We start from the raw sequence: 15,828 nt of genomic DNA on the forward strand, positions 1-15,828 counted from the left end.
AGGTGGTGACTGACCCACGCATCAGCCCGAGCGTCCGGCGGACGCTCGGGCTGTTTCGGATGGGGCGGGATGTGCTGCGCCCGTGAGGCCGCCCGGTTCCGCCGGGTGGTCGAGGGCCACGGCGACCTGCTCTCGCCCGGAGCCGCCCGAGGGGGGCGGCTCCGGGCCCGTGTGTCCGGCGTCATGTCCGCCACCCGCCCGCCGGGCCCGTAATCCGGCGTCCCGTCCACCGGAACACTTCCCCGCCCGGCCGGGAATCCGCTCCTAGCCTTGTCGGCGTCCGCCCAGTGGGGCGGGGAAGAGCGGAGGCACAAATGGACGGTGCGGAACACCACCATGTCATTGTCGGAGGGAGCGCGGCCGGGATCGCGGCCGCCCTCTCGATGCGGCAGCACGGATTCGCCGGGCGCGTGACGGTCGTGGAGGCGGGCGGTGAACTTCCCTACGAACGGCCTCCGTTGTCCAAGGCCCTCTCCGGTGGAGAAGCGGGGTTCCTGCACCCCATCGCCCCTCGGGAGGTGTACGACGAGTACCGCGTCGATCTGCGCCTGGGCACGCGGGTCCACGCCCTCGATCCGCAGCACCGGACCGTGGTGCTCGACAACGGCCAGGCGCTGCGTGCCGCCCGGGTGCTGTTGGCCACCGGAGTCGTCCCCCTCACCCTGTCGGTACCCGGCTCCGCCCTCTCCGGCATCGTCACCCTGCGCGACATACGGGACGCCCGGGCCCTGGCGGCACGGCTGAGCGGGGGCGGGCCGCTGGTCGTCGTGGGTGGTGGCTTCATCGGGCTGGAGGTGGCGGCGGTCGCCCGGGAGGCCGGGCTGGACGTCACCGTCGTCGAGATGGGCGCACAGCCGCTGGAAGGCCCGCTCGGCCCGGTGCTGGCGTCCCGGGTGACCGACATGCACGAACGGGCGGGTGTCACACTGCGTACCGGGGTGTCCGTGGTCGCCTTCACCGGCACGGACACCGTCACCGGGGTCCGGTTGTCCACCGGGGAGGTGCTGCCGGCCGCGACCGTCGTGGTCGGCATCGGGGTGAGGCCCGACACCACCCTCGCGGAACGCGCCGGAGTGCACTGCGACCGGGGCATCGTCGTCGACCAGCACTGCCACACCAGTGTTCCCTGGATACTTGCCGCCGGTGACGTCACGAATCAACCGAACCCGTATCTGGCCGGTCGTGGCCGCATCGAGCACTGGGACAACGCCCAGAAGCAGGGTGCGGTGGCCGGAGCCGTCATGGCGGGCGTGCGCGAGAAGCACACCGCGCTGCCGTACTTCTACTCCGAGCAGTTCGGCCGGACCATCCAGATGTACGGGCGGCCCGGGGCGGAGGACGAGTTCGTCCTCCGCGACGAGGAGGCGGACAACGGATTCCTCGGGTTCTGGACCCGCCGCGGCGTCCTGGTCGCCGCCGCCGGAATGAGCCGCCCCAGGGAACTGCGATCGGCGCGCACGCTGATCGAGCGCCGTACACCTGTGGCCGTCGAGGCCCTGGTCTCCCCCGCCGCCGACCTGCGCGCACTGGCCAGGGTGCCCGCGACGCCCTGAGAGCCGTCCCGTCGCCCCTGATGGATCGGCGGGCGGCGGCGGGCGCGGTGCGGCGCGGCGCAGTACGGAGGGACGCCCGAGTGCCGGATGTGTTGGGGCGTCCCTCCACTCGTGACGCACCGCACCCCGTGGTGATCACCCGCAGAGCGGGGCGTGGGCCTTGGCCCCCGGCCGATCGCGTCTACTCGTCCTTCACCGTGAGGCCGATGACCTCGGCCAGGGCCGGCGCCATGTCCAGGAGTTGCCAGGTACTGATCACCGCCCCCTTCAAGGCATCGATTCCGGAAGCGATGTGCAGCCCGGCCGCCCCTCGCAGGTCGACCTTGGTCATCTTGGCGTTGTCGAAGTGTGTCCGCTCCAGGGTGGAGCCGGGGAAGGTGACGTCGGTGAGCACGGCTCCGCCGAAGTCGACGTCGCGCAGGAGGCAGTCCACGAACGAGACATTCCTCAGCTTGGCCAGGCGGGCGTTGACCGAATCGAACTTGCAGTTGTGGAAAGTGACCCGGTTCAGGTGGGAACCGGACAGCTCCGTGCCGGCGAGGACCACCTCGTCGCACTCGCTGTCCATCCAGGTGGTCTCCGCGAGGTCGGTCCCCACCATGCGCACGGTGCGCAGCCAGACGTCGTCGAACTGGGAACGCCGATAACGGCCACGAGTGAAAGTCACCGCGGAGAACGCGGACTCGGTGAAGCCGGAACTTCCGCCGTTCACGTCCTCGAAATCGCAGCCGTCGAAGTGGAGCCACTCGTAGGTGCCCTCCCTTTCCATTCCCCCGGTGAACGGCGCAAGGCGGTGCGCGTACGGAAGCTCGACGAGTTCACGGGGACGGCGGGCTCGCATCAGGTTTCTCCAGGGACAGGGATCGAGTCGGCGGCTCAGGGCAGCAGGGGCTCACGCAGGCGCCATCGGGGTGGCTCGGGCGATGGGGCACACCATGTCTATCGCAGCTCTCAGTGCTTTGCTCAATCGCCGGGAGCCAGGAACCCGCCGCCCGAACAGGCGGCATCGCACGGAAACCAGGCGGCCATAAGGGAAATATGACGCATGGCGCATCGCCTCCGCATGCCGGCGTCTGAGGGCAGGGGCGGCCGTGCGCGTCCACGAAACACCTCGAGAGGGCCAATTGACCTTTCCCGTAAGGTCGTTCACCTCCCCTTCGGGAGGCGGGCGCGTGTCGCTCGTCCCGGACAGCGAGTTCCGTGAAATTCATTTTGCGCTCGGCGTGCTCATCGCCCGATCCCGCGAGTCGGCTGACGTCCGTTCTGGGCGAACCTCGTACTGGGCTCGCGCCCCGTTCACCGGGACGCACAGGGTCACCCTGTGTCCGTCGTCCGCGGTCGCGCCCGCCCGGTCAACCCACCGCCGGATCGGATGAGGGCCCCGTGTCCCCGCTCCGCCCGCACCGGCAGTCGTCCTCCACCGCCTCCTCCTCCTCCACGTCACACGGCTTCAGCAACAGGTCGACAGCCTTCCTGACGTAGGGCAGAACGGTGCCGTCCGGCACCGAGCTCAGGGCCGGTGTCTGGACCGCCAGCCGCATCAGGGTCATGCCCAGCAGCCACGCCGCCAGCAGTTCCGCGCGCACCTCGGCGTCGGGGCCCTCCAGGCGTCGGGCGAAGCGCTCCGAAAAGATTTCGGTCACGTCGGAGCGGAGGAGTCCGACGGCTTCCTCCCGGCTGGGCGAGCGGAGCATCGTCAGCACCGGATTCGGGATCTCGCTCTCCCCGGGGCCGTCGAAGGCGAGCCGGTGGATCCACTCGGGCACGTCCTCCAGCGGCAGGTGACACAGCGGTTGGAACAGGGCGCCGCTGCGGTTCGCGACGGCTTCGAAAAGGCCATGTTTTGAGCCGAAGTACCGATAGACGAGAGCGGCGTCGACACCGGCCTCCCTGGCGATGTCACGGATGCTCGTGCCGTCGTACCCGTACTTCGAGAAGCGCTGGGCGGCGGCGCTCATGAGAGCCGCGCGGGAGCCTGCCGAGTCGTATTTGCGGGGAGTGATGCGGTCGCCGCCGCTCCGCTTCGCCGCGTCCGGGCTGTCCATCTGGTGCTCCTCCGCTCGGGTGTCCGGTCCATGCTCCCCGGTCCCGCCCGGCCTGTCCAAAACCCGTCAGCCAATGTCATCGATCGTTGACAACTGTCTCGGCGGGCGAAGTAGCTTGTGGACGCGGGCAATTGGCCTTCAGCTGCCCGTGTCCCGGGCCCGCCTCCGTCGTCAGTCCTGCGCCGGCCCGGTCCCCACGACGGCGTCAGGTGGCGGGACACCCCCGCACCGGCCCTCGAACGAGAAGAACTGGTGATCCCTTGGCTCTTCGAAACGTCACTGTCATAGGAACCGGCTACGTCGGGCTGACCACCGGAGCCTGTCTTGCCTCCCTCGGACACCGGGTGGTGTGTGCGGACGCCGATGCGGGCAAGGTCGAACGGCTGCGGCGGGCGCAGGTCGACATCCTCGAACCCGGCCTGCCGGAGATCGTCCGCGACGGTCTGGACTCCGGCCGTCTGGAGTTCGTGCGGGACACCCGGACGGCCGTCGAGAGGGCCGAGGTGGTCTTCCTGTGCCTGCCCACCCCGATGGGTGTCGGCGGCGCCGCCGACCTGGCCGCCGTCGAAGCGGTCGCCGACGAGGTCCGGGACCGGCTGCCGCACGGCTGCCTGGTGGTCAACAAGTCGACCGTGCCGGTGGGCACCGCCGAGCGCGTCGCGGCGTTGCTCGGCCGCCCCGACGTGGTCGTGGTCAGCAACCCGGAATTCCTCCGCGAGGGTCGCGCCGTGAGCGACTTCCTCCACCCCGACCGCATCGTGGTGGGCGGCCCCGGCGCCGAGGCCGCGCGGCAGGTGGCCGACCTGTACGTCGGCATCGACGCGCCGCGCGTGCTCACCAGCACCGCCTGTGCCGAACTCACCAAGTACGCCGCGAACTTCTTCCTCGCCATGAAACTGTCGTTCGCCAACAACCTGGCCACCCTCTGCGAACGGCTCGGCGCCGATGTCGACGACGTGATCGCCGGCATCGGCCATGACCCGCGCATCGGCGGGGCATTCCTCGCCCCGGGCCCCGGCTGGGGCGGTTCCTGCCTGCCCAAGGACACGCACGCCCTGCTGAACGTCTGCGAGGAGTCCGGCGTCGAGTTCCCGCTGCTGCGGGCCACCATCGAGACCAACGTCGAGCACCAGCGCCGTCTCGTCGAGCGCGTGGTCGCCGGCTGCGCGGGGCCGGACGGCTCGCTGCGCGGCGTCCGGATCGGTCTGCTCGGCCTCGCCTTCAAGGCCGGCACCTCCGATCTGCGCGACTCCCCCGCCCTGGCGATCGCCCGTCGGCTACGGGAACAGGGCGCCGAACTGCACGCCTACGACCCGGCATTCAGCGAACTGCGCCCCGACCTCAGCGATCTGCTCACGGTCGTCGACACGCCTCTCGAAGCCGTCGACGGGGCCCGCGCCTGCGTCGTACTGACCGAGTGGCCCCAGTTCCGCGACCTGGACTGGGAGGCCGTCGCCGGACGGCTCGGCACGCCGCTCGTCTACGACTTCCGCAACCTCCTCGACCCCGGACGGCTCGGCGAGGCCGCACTGTCCTGGGAGGGCGTCGGCCGTACTCCGGCGATGGCGCACTGACCGCGCGCCGCACCGCCCACCCCCATTCCTCGATCCCGACAGAAAGGTCTGACGTGCGCGTACTGTTCACCACCCTCGGCAGCCCCTCGCACGGCCGCGCCCAGTTACCCCTGGCGCGAGCGCTCGCGGCGGCCGGCCACGAGGTGCTCGTCGCCACAACCCCGGCCCTCGTCTCCGTCTTCGAGAAGGACGACGTCCGTGTGACCATCCCCATGGAGGAGTTCACCCCGCAGAACTTCATCACCCCTGAGGTGCTCGAACAGGTGGCACCTTCCGGCCCGGACGGCGAGGTGACGCAGCAGGACCTGGAGCGCCTCCTGCCCCGGGCCGTGGCCGGCCCGATGGCCGGGAAGCTGCGGGAGTGGGTCCTGCCGGTGGCCCAGGAGTTCCGCCCCGACCTCATCCTGCGCGACGGCATGGACCTCAGCTCCTGCGTGATCGCGGAACAGCTCGGCATCCCGCAGCTGCCCACCCCTTCCGGCGCCAGCAACCTGATCGACCCCGCCGACGTGCTGCCCGGCCTCAACGGCCTGCGTGAGAAGTCGGGGCTGCCCGTCCAGGAGGACCCGCTGTCGATCGTTCCCCACGGGCGCATCGACTACGTGCCGGCGGCCTTCTCGTTCGCCCAGCACCTGCCGCCCTCCTGGTCCTACCGGCAGACCGTGGCCGTGGACCGTGGCTCGGTCCTGCCCCGTTGGATCGCGGACCTGCCCACCGACCGCCCCCTGGTGCTCGCCGCCCTCGGCACCGCACTCCCGATGTTCCGGAGAATGGCGGCCGACGGCGAGGAGCGGCACCTGCCGGTCTCGATGCCGGACACCGTCCGGACGCTGGGGTCGATGATCGCGGCGGCGACGCGGCTGGAGGAGTGCACCGTCGTCGTCTCCACCTCGGGCATCCCGGCGGACACCGACGGCCTGCCTCCGCACGTGCACGTCACCGACCGGGTTCCGCAGCCCCTGCTGCTGGAGTCCGTCGACGTGTTCCTCACCCACGGCGGTTTCAACAGCATCCGCGAGTCGCTGCGCACGGCCACCCCCATGGCCGTACTCCCCCAGTTCGGCGACCAGTTGAGCAACGCACACCGCGTCCAGGAGCTCGGGCTCGGCCGGCACGTCACCGACTCCACGCCCGACGGCATCACCGCGGCCGTCCGCGCGGTGCTGGCCGACCCGGCCATCGGCGCCAGGTCCCGCGCGGCCCGGCTGGCCATGCTGGCCCTGCCGGAGATCGACAGCGCCGTCGCCGATCTGGAGAAGCTCGTCTGACACCCCGCCGGTACCTCCGGGCCCCGGAGGTACCGGCGCTCCCCCTCACGCTCTGCCCCGAAGAAGGTCCCGATGCCCTCCTCCCCGTCCCCCGCCGTCATCGGGGCGACCGCCCCCGCCTCGATCCGTCTCCACGGCTGCGCGCCGCTCGAACCCTCCGGCCAGGACGGCGCGGATTTCGTGGACACCCGGCGCGCGGCCCCCACCGGTGCGCCGGGCGTCGAGGTGCGGGCCGGGGCAACGGCATGACCGCCTCCGACACCGCTCCCGCACGGCTGGAGCACCGGCAGATCGTCACCGTCCTGTGGGGACTCATGCTCGGCATGTTCCTCGCGGCCCTCGACCAGACCGTGGTCTCGTCCGCGTTGCGCACCATCGCCGACGACCTGGACGGGCTGACCGCGCAGGCGTGGGTGACGACCGCGTACCTCGTCACCGGCACCATCGCGACCCCGCTGTACGGGAAGCTCTCCGACATCCACGGCCGCCGCCCGGTGTACGTGTGCGCGATCGTGCTGTTCGCCGCGGGGTCGCTGTTGTGCGGGTTCGCCACGTCGATCCACGAACTCGCGGCCTTCCGCGCCGTCCAGGGGCTCGGCGGCGGCGGACTGATGTCGCTCGCCATGACGGTCATCGCCGACCTGACCTCGCCCCGCGAACGCGGCCGGTACCAGGGGTACATCACGGCGGTCTTCGCCGGGGCGAGCATCGCCGGGCCGCTCCTCGGCGGGATGCTCGCGGGTCAGGACACCCTGTGGGGAATCGCCGGCTGGCGCTGGATCTTCCTGCTCAACGTGCCGCTGGCGGCACTGGCCGTCGTGGTGGTCCTGCGCGTGCTGCATGTGCCGCACCGGCCCGTACCGCACCGGCTGGATTACGGCGGCGCGGTGGCACTGGCCATCGGCATCGTCCCGCTGCTCGTCGTCGCCGAACAGGGCCGGATGTGGGGCTGGGGCTCCGGTCGTGCCCTGGCGGCGTACCTCCTCGGCCTGACCGGCCTGGTCCTCTTCGTCGCGCTGGAGCGCCGGACGGGCGATGCCGCCCTGCTGCCGATGCGGCTGTTCTCCATCCGGGCGTTCCGGCTGGGGACCGCTCTGCACTTCGTCGTCGGCATCGCCATGTTCGGCGCCCTGACGACGCTTCCGCTCCACCTCCAGCTGGCGCGGGGCATGACCCCGGTGGCGGCGGGCCTGGCCACGCTGCCCGTCGTGGTCGCGAACGTGACGGTGACGCTGCTGGTCGGGCGGCTGATGGCCCGGACGGGAAAGTTCAAGGTGTTCCTGGTGGCGGGCATCGGTTCGCTGACGCTCTCCATGGTGGTGTTCGCGACCCTCCGGTCGGACAGCCCCCTGTGGTACGTCTCCATCGGCATGCTCTGCCTGGGGGCCGGCCTCGGCGCCGCGATGCAGACCATCACCACGCTCGCCCAGTCGGAGGTGCCCCGCGGCGACATGGGGGCGGCGACGGCATCCGTCAACTTCTTCCGCTCCAACGGCGGTACGGTCGGCACCGCGGCGTTCCTCTCCATTCTCTTCTCCCTGGCGGGTTCCCGGATCGCCGAACGCCTCGCCGCGGCCGAGGACGACCCGGTCTTCCGCCGCCTCGCCGCGCAACCGCACAACGCCCACGCACTCGACGGTGTGCTCCGCGCCGACGGCAGTGTGAATCCGGAGGACTCCGCCTTCCTCCGCGCGCTCGACCCCCACGTGGCCCAGCCCTTCCTCGACGGCTACGTCGGCGCCATGCAGGTCGCCTTCCTCGCCGGCGTCGGCGTCGCCCTCATCGCCTTCGCCATCGCCGCCTGGCGGGTACCGGACACCAGGCTGTCGGCGGACTGAGCCGGGCCGCGGCGGAGCCGAAGAGCCACGACGGACGGGCCGGGCATGTCCGGCAGGGCCCCCTCGCGGGGCAGTGGCGGCGGCTCCCGACGGGCAGTGGGGTGGCGGCTCTTGCCGTTGCTCTCGCGCACCGCGCCGGTGGCCAGGCGGTTCTCGCCCGGCGGGCGGTTGCCGGGGGCCGCGTCGTCGGCGGGGAGGGGAGGTCAGTTCCGGGGCGCTGCCCTGACGAGTTGTGCGAGGTGTACGGCGGCGTTGCGAAGGGGGGTGTCGTCGGCGGTCACGCGGCTGAGCAGTTCGGCGCCCTCCAGGGTGCTGATGACCGTCCCGGCGAGGGAGCGGGCGGTGTCCGGGGCGATGCCGCTCCCGGTCAGCTTGGCCGTGACGAGGTCCCGCCATTCGGTGAGGGACCGGGTGGCGGCTTCCTGGAGGCCGGGGGCGCGGCCGATGGTCTCCAGGGCGGTCACCGCGACCGGGCAGCCGTCGCTCCAGTCCGACTGCTTGAGATCGTCGGCGAGCAGCAGGGCGCAGGCGGCCGTGGCGTCGGCCGGGTCGGCGGAGGAGGAGAGCCCCTTCGTGAGCATCTCGCCGAACTCCCGTGCGCCGTGGCGCATCGCCTCGGCGGCGAGCTCCTGCTTGCCTCCGGGGAAGAAGTGGTAGACGGAGCTGGGTGATGCCTGTGCGGCGGCGGCGATGCGCTTGACCGAGGTGCTCTCGTATCCCCGCTGCTGAAGCAGTGTGGCCGTGGCCCGGATGATCCGGTGACGGGTGTCGGCGTCGGACGAGCGGTCGTGCGGGACGGGGGCTGCCATGACCGCGAGTGTAGTGGTTGGAACGATCGATCCAGCCTGCCGTATGCTCTGGATCGATCGCTCCAACCAGAACAGTGGGCGGGTGGCCATGAGAGCAGCAGCACGTGGACGGGCCCTGGTCCCCGGAGGGGAATTCCGTACGGTCGCGGCCCCCCACGCATGGATCGGCCTGCACGAAGACCCCGGCTGCCCGCCCACCCCGCTGCGCGGCGGCTTCGTCCCGCGTACGGACACGTTCGTCCCGCGTACGGACACGTTCGTCCTGCGTACGGACACGGAGGGGCTCATCGAACCGCTCGGTCGCCGACGGGACGCCGGGGCGAACCACGGCGCTCCCGACGGCCGGTGCGGTCGACGCCCCGCGCCGGAGGCCGTGGCCCAGCTGATCGGACGCCGGACCCCGCTCCCGGACCACTCGACCCGACCAGTCACCGAACCTCCGCTGTCGAAAGGCTCGACCCGATGAACCTGCTGGACACCGCCCGCCACATCGAGGAGAGCCGGGCGGTGGGCATGCACGTATGGCGCATGGCCGAGAACCGGCTCGACGACTCCGTCCCCGCCTGTCCGGAGTGGCGGATCCGCGACGTGGTTCACCATCTCGGCAACGTCGCCTCCTTCGTCCACGCCTGCGTCGAGCAGGGGGGCGGCGAACCCGGGTTCACCGACGCCAAGATGCTCCCCGACGGCCGGTTGATCGCGTGGGCCGCCAAGGAATGGGACGGGGTTCTGGACCGCCTCGCCGCAGCCGACCCCCTGGCCGACGCGTGGAACTGGTCCACCCGGCCGCACATCGTCTCCTTCTGGCCACGATGTCTCACCCACGAAGCGTTCGTCCACGGCTGGGACGTCGCTGACGCCGTGGGGCAATCACTGACGATTCCCGCGGACGTGGCCGCCGACGGCGTGGACGAGATCCTCGCCGTCCATCTGGCCGCCGGGGCGCGCGACGGCAGGCTCTTCTCCCGCACCGGCCGGATCGAGGTGCACAGCACCGACACGGGCGACCGCTGGCTGGTGGAACTCACCTCGACGACCGTGCGCACCGGAGCGGCGGCACCGGGCGAACCGTGCGACACGCGGATCGCGGCCACCGCCGAGGGGCTGTACCTCGACCTGTGGGGCCGGACCCGGCTGAACCTGAAACCCCACCAGCGGGACTGGGCCGATCAGCTCGCCGCCAGTGCACCGACAGGCTGACCGGACCACGCCCGTGTTCGACCCGCCCAACGCCCCTGCCACCGCACTTGTGAAGGAGCTGCCGTGAACGACAGCCGACTCCGAACTCCCCTGTCAAACACGGACCGCACCCGTCACCGCCGTCTGCGGGAACAGGGGAGCCCGGACCGTGCCGAACTCGACGCGATTCTGGACGCCGGTTTCGTGTGCCACTTCGGGCTGGTCATCGACGGGCACCCCATGGTCGTGCCCACCGTCTACGGGAGCGACGGGCGGAACCTCTACTTTCACGGGTCCGTGGCCGGCCGGAGCCTGGTCGCCTCGCCCGGTGCGACGGTGTGCGTCACCGTGACGCACGTGGACGGCCTCGTCCTCGCACGGTCGGTGTTCGAACACGGCATCAACTACCGCAGCGCGATGATCTATGGTGTGCCGCGCCTGGTCACGGATGCGGCGGAGAAGCGGGAGGGGCTGCGCTGCCTGACCGAGCAGGCCGCACCCGGACAGTGGGACCACGCACGACAGCCGAACCGCAAGGAGATGGCGGCGACCGCCCTGCTCGCCATCCCGCTCGACGAGGCGTCGGTCAAGATACGCACCGGCGGCCCGGAGGACGGCGAGGGCCCCGACGCCGCCCTCGGGATCTGGGCGGGCGTCCTCCCGCTCGTCACCACCTGGGGCGAACCGGAAACCGATCCGCTCCTCCCGGCCGGCATTGAACCGCCCGAGCACATCACCGCCCGACGCAACACCCGTGCGAAGTAGGCCGGGCAGCGACCCATCCCCGGCAGTGTGATTCCTCGATCGGCTGTGGCCACGGGAAGTGGATCCACTGACAATGCCCGTCGAACGCCTTCCCCGCCCTCCGCCTTCCGCCCTTTGGCCAAAGGGCGAAGAAGTCGAAGAACCTGCCGCAGCAGTGCGCGCCCGCCACTGGAACGACAACCTTTGTTGCCATTTCCGGGACGCACGAGGTGGAATGGAGGCATGGACGAACAAACACCGATCGCCGCCACGCTGGCCCAGGTCGGCTCCCGCCTCAGGCGCATCCGTTCCCAGCGCGGCGTGTCCCTGGCGGCGCTGGCCGAGGCCACGGGCATCTCCAAGAGCACCCTGTCGAGGCTGGAGTCGGGGCAGCGCCGCCCCAGCCTGGAACTGCTGCTGCCCATCGCGCAGGTCCACCAGGTGCCCCTGGACGAACTCGTCGGGGCGCCGGAGGTCGGCGACCCGCGCATCCGCTGCAAGCCGCGCGTCCACCACGGTCGTACGGTGGTTCCGCTGTCGACGCAGCCGGGGCGCCTGCAGGCCTGGAAGACGATCATCCCCGCGGAACAGAACCGGCCTGAGCCGGTCACCCACGAGGGGCACGAGTGGCTGTATGTCCTGTCCGGGCAGGTCCGGCTCGTCCTCGGCGGCCACGACCTGGTCATGGGGCCGGGTGAGGCGGCCGAGTTCGACACCCGCCTGCCGCACTGGGTCGGCCCGGCGGGAGATTCCCCCGTGGAGGTGCTCAACCTGTTCGGCCCCCAGGGGGAGCGCGTGCACGTCCGGGCCAAGCCCCAGTCCCGGGCGGAGCCGCCGGCCTGAACGAAAAGGGCCGTCACCCCGGCAGGGAGGCCTTTCGGCAGGCGTCCGGGATCCGGTCGGGCCGGTGCCAGTTCCTCGGCCCGTACCTCCGGACACACGCAGCGTTCCGGAGGCCCTCAGCCTCCGCACCCACGTGGTGTTCCGGCCTCGCGCCGGAGCGGGCGCGGCCGGAACATGGCCCCCGGATCTACTCCGTGGTGCAGAAGCGGGCGGTGTGAACAGTGGTGGCGGTGAGGTAGAAGGCATCGGAACGCCAGAGGATGCCGGTGGGGCCTTCGGTATCCAGGAGGGCGTCCAGGACCGCGCGGTCCTGGTCGTCCAGATGCTCGCCGAACTGGTCCCGCTGCCGGGCGAGACGGGTGTGCAGGTACTCGCGGGCCGGGAGTCCGAGCGGGGCCGGCAGGTCGGTGAGGAAGGTGCGCGTGCCGGTGGGGACGAGACCGGCACAGGCCAGCATGGCGGGCCAGTCCTCGACCCGGTCCACAGAGCCCGGGAGTTCGGCGCGCATGGTGGTGAAGCCGTCCTCGTGACCGGCGTCCAGACGGGCCTGGAGTCCGGGACGGCCCAGGCCGATGTCACGGGGGAGGAACCGTACGGGCAGACCCCGTTCGGCCACGGCGAGCAGTCCACCGGGGCGCAGCGAGGCGGCGAGGGCGGTCAAGGCCGCCTGCTGGTCGCCGAGATGGTGGACGGCGTTGGCGGACCAGATCAGATCGGCCGGGCCGAGCGTGCCGAACTCGTCCGGGAGGTCGGCCTGTTGAGTGGTGATACGGCCGCCCGAGCGGACCCGGGCGCGCTCCAGCAGGGCGGGCGACTGGTCGACGGCGACCACCTCGGCGTCCTGGAATGCGTCGGCGAGCAGGCCGGTGACCACGCCGGGCCCACTGCCGACGTCGAGCACCCGAGTCACGTCGGCGCCGCCCAGCAGGTCGCTCAGCCAGTGCGTGGCTCGGGTGAGGGCGGGGGTGTGCAGTTCGGCCTCGCGTTCCAGGTGAGCGGAGAGGGCGTCCCAGTCGATGTCGTGGGCGTGCTCATGGGTGTGGTGGGCGTGGTGATGCATGAGGTACTCCGATCCGGAGGCGGTGGCTGGGGTCGGTCCGGTGGATCGAGGCGCACGAAACCAGGAGTCGGCTGTCGGCCCGGATGAGCGGGGTCCGGCACGCCCTTCTGGGTCGGGGGGCGGCGGTTACGGGCGTTCCGCCTGTGTCAATGGCCTGCCGGGCGGGGGCAACGGCCCCTGCCGTACAGGGGATTGGCCGGAGGTGCGGACGGCGGGCATCGCGCGTTCCGGCGCGGCGGAAGGTGGGGTGCCCGCCGGAGTTCAGCGGAGGAAGGGGCCGAGGGCCCGTTCCAGGATGGATTTGGGGGCGGCGCCCGTCCATGCCGTCGCGGGGGCGCCGCCGGCGTAGACCACGAAAGCGGGGATCGAGGAGACCGAGTGCCGGTCCGCCAGTCCGGGCTCCTCATCGACGTTGATCTTGACGACGTCCAGGACGCCGGCGCGCTCGGTGGCGATCTCCTCGATGATGGGGGTGATCCTGATGCAGGGCCCGCACCAGGGGGCCCAGAACTGGATCAGGACGGGCCGCTTCGCTTGCAGTACGCGGGCGGGAAACGTCTGCTCCGTGACGCTGTCCACGGGACCGCCGCGCTTTGCTGCCATGGTGAAACTCTCCTTGTCGATGTGTTGTGAACGGATGCGCGGACGCCGGGGCGATCCGGCGACGTGAGATCGCGCCCGGCTCCGGGACCGGGCCTGCGAGGTCGCCCGGTCGCCCGGTCATCTGCTCACCCGGATCCCCCGCGGGGCCGTGCGGGCCGCCACGACGGGATCACCCGTGGCCTGCCGGGCGGCTCACGCCGGGACGGCCGCGGCGCGGTGTCGTGCGGCGGCCTGCTCCACGTCCTCATGGAGCAGGTCGGTGTTGAGGGCGAACGCGGCGGTGGAGCCCATGCCCGCGGCGGCGACGACCTGGGCACGCGGGTCGGCGACGTTTCCGACGGCCCACACCCCGGGCACGCTGGTGCGGCCGGTCCGGTCCGTCACGACCCAGCCCTGCTCGTCCTTGGTGCAGCCGAGCAGAGTCAGGAGGTCGTCGCGCGGCACGGGCCGGGGGAAGACGAAGACCGCGGTCCGGGGGATCACCCTGCCGTCGATGAGCTCGACGCCGCGCAGGCGGTCGTCGTCGACGACGAGCCGCGCGGCCCTGCCCTCCACGATGGTGACGCCGAACGCCTCCAGTTGTTCGTGCTCCTGCGGGGAGAGTTCGAGGGTGTGCGTGAGGAGGACGACGTCCTCGCTCCACTGGCGCAGAAGCAGGGCCTGGTGCACGGCCCCCGGGTGGGTGCCGAGGACGGCGAGGGGCTGGTCACGGACCTCGTAGGCGTGGCAGTACGGGCAGTGCAACAGGTCCCTTCCCCACCGCTCGCGGACCCCGGGGAGGTCGGGCAGTTCGTCGCGCAGCCCGGTGGCGACCAGGAGGCGACGGGCCCTGATCACGGGGCCGCCCTCCAGGCGCACGTCGTAGCCGGGGTCGATGTGTTCCACCCTTCCCCGGATGAGGTCGACGCCGTAGCGGTCGATCTCGGCCCGTCCCAGGTCCAGCAGGGTCGCCGGGGACAGGCCGTCACGGGACAGGAACCCGTGCATGTGCGCGGCGGGCGCGTTGCGCGGCTCGCCGGCGTCGATCACCACCACCTTGCGGCGGGCCCGGCCCAGCAGGAGCGCGGCGCTCAGACCGGCCGCACCGGCACCGATCACCGCCACGTCATGGATCTCCTCACCGGTCGATGCCGCGCCGTCGCTGCCTGTGTTCACCGTCGTCCTGATCATTGCGATCACCTCCGGAACTCAAGGTGCTCCAACGCCGCACGACAAGCAACTTCTGTTGCCGTTTCTGGGAAATCCGAGGGGAGAGGGCCCATGGACAGGCAGTCCCCGTCGCTGTCGTGCTCGCCCGGGTCGGTGCACGGCGCTGCCGCCGGATCGCAGCGTGGGCAGTCGGCAGCGGGCAGCAGGTGCGCGCACGTCATGCGATCCGTTGTGCGCACGCCACGAGCCCGGGGAACGCAGGTGCTCCGGAATGCGTCAGGAGGTGCCGTCCGAGGACGGCACCTCCTGGCATTCACCGGTGTGGGCGGGCGCTCAATCGGTCAGGCGTGCCAGCAGGGCCGGGTGGTCGGCGAGGGCGGTCCGGAGGAACTGCTGGGCGATGGGCGCGTACGTCCCGGCGGCGGCCGGCGCCCAGTCGATCGGGCCGAGCGGCGGTTCGGGGTCGTACTCGATGAACAGCTGGACCATGCGCGCGGCCTCGCGGCCGGCCAGGCGGTCCACCAGGTGCAGTGCCATGTCGATGCCGGCCGACACTCCTGCGGCGGTGATGACAGGCCCGTCCTCGACCCAGCGCCGGGCGACCGGTGTCGCCCCGAAGCGGGCGAGCAGATCGCGGTACATCCAGTGCGACGTGGCCTCGCGCCCTTCCAGGAGGCCGGCCGCCGCGAGCAGCATCGAGCCGGTGCACACGGAGCCGACGACCTGGGACCGTGCCGCGGCGTCGCGCAGCTTCTGCAGCAGACTTTCGTCGGCCATCGCGGCGAGGGTGGGGACTGCGCCGCCGGGCACGATCAGGGCGTACGGGTCGGGCATGTCCTCGAAGGTGTGGCTGGGCACCAGCTGCAGCGGTATGTCGCTGCCCATCGGCTCGATGCGCTCGCCGACCACGACGGTGCGGTATCCGGGGACCAGCTCGCTCAGTGCGCCGAGGACCTGAAGCGGTCCGACCATGTCCAGCGGGGTGAGGCCGGGGTACAGCACGAAGGCGATGGTCTTCACGGATGCCTCGGACGAGGCGGGCGACGGTTCGGTCATGACATCGTTCCTGACGATCGGTGGCAATGGACGGATGGGCGGCGCGGAACGCCGCTTCGACCACCCTCCGCCGCCCTCACCACCGGAGACCGGGCCCGCTGCTTTTC

General features: G+C 71.5%; 15 protein-coding genes. 8 read left to right on the top strand and 7 right to left on the bottom strand.

Annotated elements, in window-relative coordinates; all coding sequences use genetic code 11:
* The first annotated feature begins 314 nt into the window (after positions 1 to 314).
* Positions 315 to 1,553 (top strand): NAD(P)/FAD-dependent oxidoreductase, encoded by a 1,239-nt coding sequence (locus OCT49_RS35250; protein ID WP_283856233.1) that lies wholly within the window; start codon positions 315 to 317, stop codon positions 1,551 to 1,553.
* 181 nt (positions 1,554 to 1,734) lie between these two features.
* Here OCT49_RS35250 and OCT49_RS35255 read toward each other — a convergent pair whose 3' ends face one another.
* Complete coding sequence (locus OCT49_RS35255; RefSeq protein ID WP_283856234.1) at positions 1,735 to 2,394, bottom strand: pentapeptide repeat-containing protein; 660 nt, start codon at positions 2,392 to 2,394, stop codon at positions 1,735 to 1,737.
* Between the two features lie 511 nt (positions 2,395 to 2,905).
* A complete protein-coding gene (locus OCT49_RS35260) occupies positions 2,906 to 3,598 on the bottom strand; it encodes a TetR/AcrR family transcriptional regulator (RefSeq protein ID WP_283856235.1) in 693 nt (230 codons plus the stop codon).
* 260 nt (positions 3,599 to 3,858) lie between these two features.
* Here OCT49_RS35260 and OCT49_RS35265 point away from each other — a divergent pair, with 260 nt between their 5' ends.
* From OCT49_RS35265 to OCT49_RS35280, 4 genes are all read left to right on the top strand, one after another.
* Positions 3,859 to 5,172 carry a UDP-glucose dehydrogenase family protein gene (locus OCT49_RS35265; RefSeq protein ID WP_283856236.1) on the top strand — a complete coding sequence of 438 codons (1,314 nt, stop codon included), beginning with the start codon at positions 3,859 to 3,861 and terminating at the stop codon, positions 5,170 to 5,172.
* A gap of 53 nt (positions 5,173 to 5,225) precedes the next feature.
* Positions 5,226 to 6,440 (top strand): glycosyltransferase, encoded by a 1,215-nt coding sequence (locus OCT49_RS35270; protein WP_283856237.1) that lies wholly within the window; start codon positions 5,226 to 5,228, stop codon positions 6,438 to 6,440.
* A gap of 72 nt (positions 6,441 to 6,512) precedes the next feature.
* Complete coding sequence (locus OCT49_RS35275; RefSeq protein WP_283856238.1) at positions 6,513 to 6,689, top strand: hypothetical protein; 177 nt, start codon at positions 6,513 to 6,515, stop codon at positions 6,687 to 6,689.
* Positions 6,686 to 8,278, top strand: coding sequence for an MDR family MFS transporter (locus OCT49_RS35280; protein ID WP_283856239.1), 1,593 nt, complete (start codon positions 6,686 to 6,688; stop codon positions 8,276 to 8,278). The genes OCT49_RS35275 and OCT49_RS35280 overlap by 4 nt, the downstream gene beginning before the upstream one ends.
* A 203-nt stretch (positions 8,279 to 8,481) precedes the next feature.
* Here OCT49_RS35280 and OCT49_RS35285 read toward each other — a convergent pair whose 3' ends face one another.
* Entirely contained in the window at positions 8,482 to 9,087 is a 606-nt protein-coding gene (locus tag OCT49_RS35285; RefSeq protein ID WP_283856240.1) for a TetR/AcrR family transcriptional regulator, read from the bottom strand.
* 462 nt (positions 9,088 to 9,549) lie between these two features.
* Here OCT49_RS35285 and OCT49_RS35290 point away from each other — a divergent pair, with 462 nt between their 5' ends.
* From OCT49_RS35290 to OCT49_RS35300, 3 genes are all read left to right on the top strand, one after another.
* The gene (locus tag OCT49_RS35290) at positions 9,550 to 10,287 is read left to right on the top strand and encodes a maleylpyruvate isomerase family mycothiol-dependent enzyme (protein WP_283856241.1); all 738 of its coding nucleotides are present in this window, start codon (positions 9,550 to 9,552) and stop codon (positions 10,285 to 10,287) included.
* A gap of 63 nt (positions 10,288 to 10,350) precedes the next feature.
* On the top strand, positions 10,351 to 11,031 hold the full coding sequence (locus OCT49_RS35295) for a pyridoxamine 5'-phosphate oxidase family protein (protein ID WP_283856242.1): 681 nt from the start codon (positions 10,351 to 10,353) through the stop codon (positions 11,029 to 11,031).
* A 222-nt stretch (positions 11,032 to 11,253) separates the two neighbouring features.
* The gene (locus tag OCT49_RS35300) at positions 11,254 to 11,853 is read left to right on the top strand and encodes a helix-turn-helix domain-containing protein (RefSeq protein ID WP_283856243.1); all 600 of its coding nucleotides are present in this window, start codon (positions 11,254 to 11,256) and stop codon (positions 11,851 to 11,853) included.
* A gap of 187 nt (positions 11,854 to 12,040) precedes the next feature.
* On the opposite strand, the gene OCT49_RS35305 is transcribed toward OCT49_RS35300, so the two are convergent.
* From OCT49_RS35305 to OCT49_RS35320, 4 genes are all read right to left on the bottom strand, one after another.
* A complete protein-coding gene (locus OCT49_RS35305; RefSeq protein ID WP_283856244.1) occupies positions 12,041 to 12,913 on the bottom strand; it encodes a class I SAM-dependent methyltransferase in 873 nt (290 codons plus the stop codon).
* 261 nt (positions 12,914 to 13,174) lie between these two features.
* Positions 13,175 to 13,516 (bottom strand): thioredoxin family protein, encoded by a 342-nt coding sequence (locus OCT49_RS35310; RefSeq protein ID WP_283856245.1) that lies wholly within the window; start codon positions 13,514 to 13,516, stop codon positions 13,175 to 13,177.
* A gap of 192 nt (positions 13,517 to 13,708) precedes the next feature.
* Positions 13,709 to 14,686 (bottom strand): NAD(P)/FAD-dependent oxidoreductase, encoded by a 978-nt coding sequence (locus OCT49_RS35315; RefSeq protein WP_283856246.1) that lies wholly within the window; start codon positions 14,684 to 14,686, stop codon positions 13,709 to 13,711.
* Between the two features lie 312 nt (positions 14,687 to 14,998).
* Positions 14,999 to 15,721 (bottom strand): DJ-1/PfpI family protein, encoded by a 723-nt coding sequence (locus tag OCT49_RS35320; protein WP_283856247.1) that lies wholly within the window; start codon positions 15,719 to 15,721, stop codon positions 14,999 to 15,001.
* Positions 15,722 to 15,828: the final 107 nt, after the last annotated feature.

The organism is Streptomyces sp. ML-6 (genome assembly GCF_030116705.1).
Taxonomy (GTDB): Bacteria; Actinomycetota; Actinomycetes; order Streptomycetales; family Streptomycetaceae; genus Streptomyces.

Excerpts from the sequence above, each read along its gene's own strand:
- OCT49_RS35250 (WP_283856233.1), top strand. The coding sequence starts at position 315 with ATGGACGGTGCGGAACACCACCATGTCATTGTCGGAGGGAGCGCGGCC.
- OCT49_RS35255 (WP_283856234.1), bottom strand. The coding sequence starts at position 2,394 with ATGCGAGCCCGCCGTCCCCGTGAACTCGTCGAGCTTCCGTACGCGCAC.
- OCT49_RS35260 (WP_283856235.1), bottom strand. The coding sequence starts at position 3,598 with ATGGACAGCCCGGACGCGGCGAAGCGGAGCGGCGGCGACCGCATCACT.
- OCT49_RS35275 (WP_283856238.1), top strand. The coding sequence starts at position 6,513 with ATGCCCTCCTCCCCGTCCCCCGCCGTCATCGGGGCGACCGCCCCCGCC.
- OCT49_RS35280 (WP_283856239.1), top strand. The coding sequence starts at position 6,686 with ATGACCGCCTCCGACACCGCTCCCGCACGGCTGGAGCACCGGCAGATC.
- OCT49_RS35285 (WP_283856240.1), bottom strand. The coding sequence starts at position 9,087 with ATGGCAGCCCCCGTCCCGCACGACCGCTCGTCCGACGCCGACACCCGT.
- OCT49_RS35290 (WP_283856241.1), top strand. The coding sequence starts at position 9,550 with ATGAACCTGCTGGACACCGCCCGCCACATCGAGGAGAGCCGGGCGGTG.
- OCT49_RS35300 (WP_283856243.1), top strand. The coding sequence starts at position 11,254 with ATGGACGAACAAACACCGATCGCCGCCACGCTGGCCCAGGTCGGCTCC.
- OCT49_RS35305 (WP_283856244.1), bottom strand. The coding sequence starts at position 12,913 with ATGCATCACCACGCCCACCACACCCATGAGCACGCCCACGACATCGAC.
- OCT49_RS35310 (WP_283856245.1), bottom strand. The coding sequence starts at position 13,516 with ATGGCAGCAAAGCGCGGCGGTCCCGTGGACAGCGTCACGGAGCAGACG.
- OCT49_RS35315 (WP_283856246.1), bottom strand. The coding sequence starts at position 14,686 with ATGATCAGGACGACGGTGAACACAGGCAGCGACGGCGCGGCATCGACC.
- OCT49_RS35320 (WP_283856247.1), bottom strand. The coding sequence starts at position 15,721 with ATGACCGAACCGTCGCCCGCCTCGTCCGAGGCATCCGTGAAGACCATC.